Here is a 2,825-nt window from a genome sequence, read left to right as displayed (position 1 = left end):
TGGCCGGACGCGACGTACACCTTCAGGTGCGGGTTGTCGCGCATCGCCTCGGCGAGCTTCTCCGCGACCGTGATCTGCTGGCCCTCGAACTCCTTGAACGACCAGTTCTTCGCGGCGTCCATGTTGATGATCTCGTACGGTACGTCGTTCTCGTACCCGAGCTCGACCCGCACGTAGTGGTTCAGCGCCGTGGAGTACGGACCGGTGATCGCGCTCATCGACGGGTCGCGGTCCGGGGTCTCCGAACCGTAGTCCGCGTTCCAGCCGGTGAAGCGGCCGTCGAGCCGGCCCACCGTCAGGCGGCGCGATCTGAGCAGTTCGCCGAAGAACCTCATGTGCTCGATCCGGAGGTTCACCCGGTCGATGTAGTCCTCGCTGAGCCCGGTCAGCTCGGCCAGCCGGGTGACCACCTCGGCGCGGTAGTCCGCCGGGATCCGGTTGCCCTGGGCAAGCGCATTCGGGTACCGCCCGGCCGCGAACCGTTCCGCGTCGGCGAGCAGTTCGTCCAGCTCCCGGTCCGGGACCAGACCGTGGTAGTGCGCGATCGCGGCGTACGTCGGCAGGAACAGCGTGTACGGCAGGTCGTTGCCCGGCGTGAAGTCGAGCGTGCCGAACTCCAGCACCGCCGAGATCAGCATCACGCCGTTCAGGTACATCCCGCACCGCTGCTGTAGATGCGCCGCCAGCCCGGCCGCCCGCGTCGTACCGTAGGACTCCCCCGCGAGGAACTTCGGCGACATCCAGCGCCCGTTCCGCGACGTCCACAGCCGGATCACCTCGCCGACCGACTCCAGGTCCCGGGTGAACCCGTGGTAGTCGCCCGGCTTCTCCCCCTCCGCGGCCCGCGAGAACCCGGTCGACACCGGGTCGATGAACACGACGTCGCTGTACTTCAGCAGCGTCTCCGCGTTGTCGACGATCTCGTACGGCGGCGGCGCCAGCTCACCGGCGTCACCCGACACCACCCGGCGCGGCCCGAGCAGACCGAGGTGCAGCCAGAGGCTCGACGACCCCGGCCCACCGTTGAACGCGAACGTCACCGGCCGGTCCTTCACCTCCGCGTCGTCCAGCGTGTACGCGGTCAGGAACACCTCGGCCTTCGGCTTCAGCCCCTCGAACTTGCCGTCGGTGTACACCTCCTCGCGCAGCACGATCCGCCCCGTGTTCGCGGTGTACCGCAACTCCTGTCCGTCGACGGTCAGCGTGTGCCGCGTCGTGACCAGGTCGTCGACCGGCTCGGCGGGCTTGGTCTCGGTGTCGCTCTGCTCCTCGGTGGCCATGCCGAGCACCTTAATCCACGCATGTGGGCGCTAGCGTTGGGTTTATGGCGACGATTTTCCATATCGCGTTCCCGGAGCAGTGGGAGGCGGCGGTCGCGGCCGGGTGCTACCGGTGGTCGACGCGCGGCAAGAGCCTCGACGACGGCGCGACCTTCATCCACGCCTCCCGCCCCGAGCAGGTCGCGATGGTGGCCAACTTCGCGTACGACGATGTCAACGTACCGCTGTGCCTGCTCGTGATCGACACCGCCCGGCTGGTGTCCGCGCTGTGCGACGAGGACCTGGACGGGACCGGGATGAGCTTCCCGCACATCTACGGGCCGTTGAACCTGGACGCGGTGGTCGACGTACGGCCGTATCGCCGGGGTCCGGACGGCCTGTGGCCCGAGGTGTCCGCCGAGGCCGTATCCTGAAGAGACGGAACGGGTCGGTCGGGCGATCGCGTCGTCCTGGTCCAGGAGTGCTTCGGTACTGCTGACCGGGGCGCCGAGGAAAGTCCGGACTCCACAGGGCAGCGTGGTGGGTAACGCCCACCCGGGGTAACCCGCGGGACAGTGCCACAGAGAACAGACCGCCAGCGGCTCCGGTGAACCCCGTGGTTCACCGGAGTGCGGGTGAGGGTGAAACGGTGGTGTAAGAGACCACCAGCTCCGCAGGTGACTGCGGAGGCTAGGTAAACCCCACGTGGAGCAAGGCCAAGAAGGGCGGCGGGAAACCACCGTCCGCGCGAGCGTTCGAGGGCTGCCCGCCCGAGCTCGCGGGTAGGCCGCTGGAGGTGCCCGGCAACGGTCACCGTAGATGGATGATCGCCACCACAGAATCCGGCTTACAGACCGACCCGTTCCCCACCACTCACCCACCGGCCAACAACCATCCGCCACGACTGGGCAGACGCGACGGAGGAGACCGGGTATGACTGGGCGGCTGATCGGGCTCGTGGGGACGTCCAGCGTCGGGAAGTCGACGACCGCGCGGGCGTTGCAAGCGATCCTGCCGGAGCCGTACCTCGTCGTCGGGCTGGATCACTTCTACGACATGTTCCCGTCCGACTGGGGCGGCCACCGACGCGGCCCGGGCCCCGGGTTCTGGCAGGAGACCGTCACGGACCCGGACGGCAAGCCGCGGATCATCACGTACTACGGCGACGCCGGCGTACGCATGTTCGCCGGCATGCGAGCCGCCGTCGTCGCCCTCCTCGACGCCGGCAACAACCTCATCCTCGACGAAATGCCCATCGACCCGACCATCATGCCCGCCTGGCGCCGGGCGCTGGCGGCGTACGACGTCCACTGGATCGCGCTCCAAGCACCGCTCGAGGTGATCGAGGAGCGTGAGCTGAACCGCAACCACGGCCGCCACCTGGGCAACGCCCGCGGCCACTACGGCCACGGCATGGAAGGCCCCTTCGACCTGACCCTCGACACCACCACCCTCACCCCCGAACAACGCGCCACAACCATCGCCGCCCTCCTCTAGCCCCCCGAAAGCCTCACCCCCAAGAGCACCCCAACCACCAACACCACCTCACCTCAAGCCCCACACCAC

At 68.3% G+C, this 2,825-nt stretch carries 3 protein-coding genes and 1 other RNA gene; 3 read left to right on the top strand and 1 reads right to left on the bottom strand.

What is annotated here, in order from left to right:
* A partial coding sequence (locus VFF46_RS32200) for a S10 family peptidase (protein WP_325041007.1) occupies nt 1–1,280 on the bottom strand: 1,280 nt, incomplete at its 3' end.
* A gap of 44 nt (nt 1,281–1,324) precedes the next feature.
* Here VFF46_RS32200 and VFF46_RS32195 point away from each other — a divergent pair.
* The 3 genes from VFF46_RS32195 to VFF46_RS32185 all read left to right on the top strand — a co-directional run bounded on the left by VFF46_RS32195 (nt 1,325) and on the right by VFF46_RS32185 (nt 2,756).
* Nucleotides 1,325–1,693 carry a DUF952 domain-containing protein gene (locus tag VFF46_RS32195; protein WP_325041006.1) on the top strand — a complete coding sequence of 123 codons (369 nt, stop codon included), beginning with the start codon at nt 1,325–1,327 and terminating at the stop codon, nt 1,691–1,693.
* A 10-nt stretch (nt 1,694–1,703) separates the two neighbouring features.
* Nucleotides 1,704–2,125, top strand: an RNA gene (gene rnpB / locus VFF46_RS32190) — RNase P RNA component class A.
* Nucleotides 2,126–2,192: 67 nt separating this feature from the next.
* The gene (locus tag VFF46_RS32185; RefSeq protein ID WP_325041005.1) at nt 2,193–2,756 is read left to right on the top strand and encodes a phosphotransferase-like protein; all 564 of its coding nucleotides are present in this window, start codon (nt 2,193–2,195) and stop codon (nt 2,754–2,756) included.
* Nucleotides 2,757–2,825: the final 69 nt, after the last annotated feature.

The organism is Kribbella sp. (assembly GCF_035655035.1).
Taxonomy (GTDB): Bacteria; Actinomycetota; Actinomycetes; order Propionibacteriales; family Kribbellaceae; genus Kribbella.
This window is presented reverse-complemented; position numbering and strand designations above follow the sequence as displayed.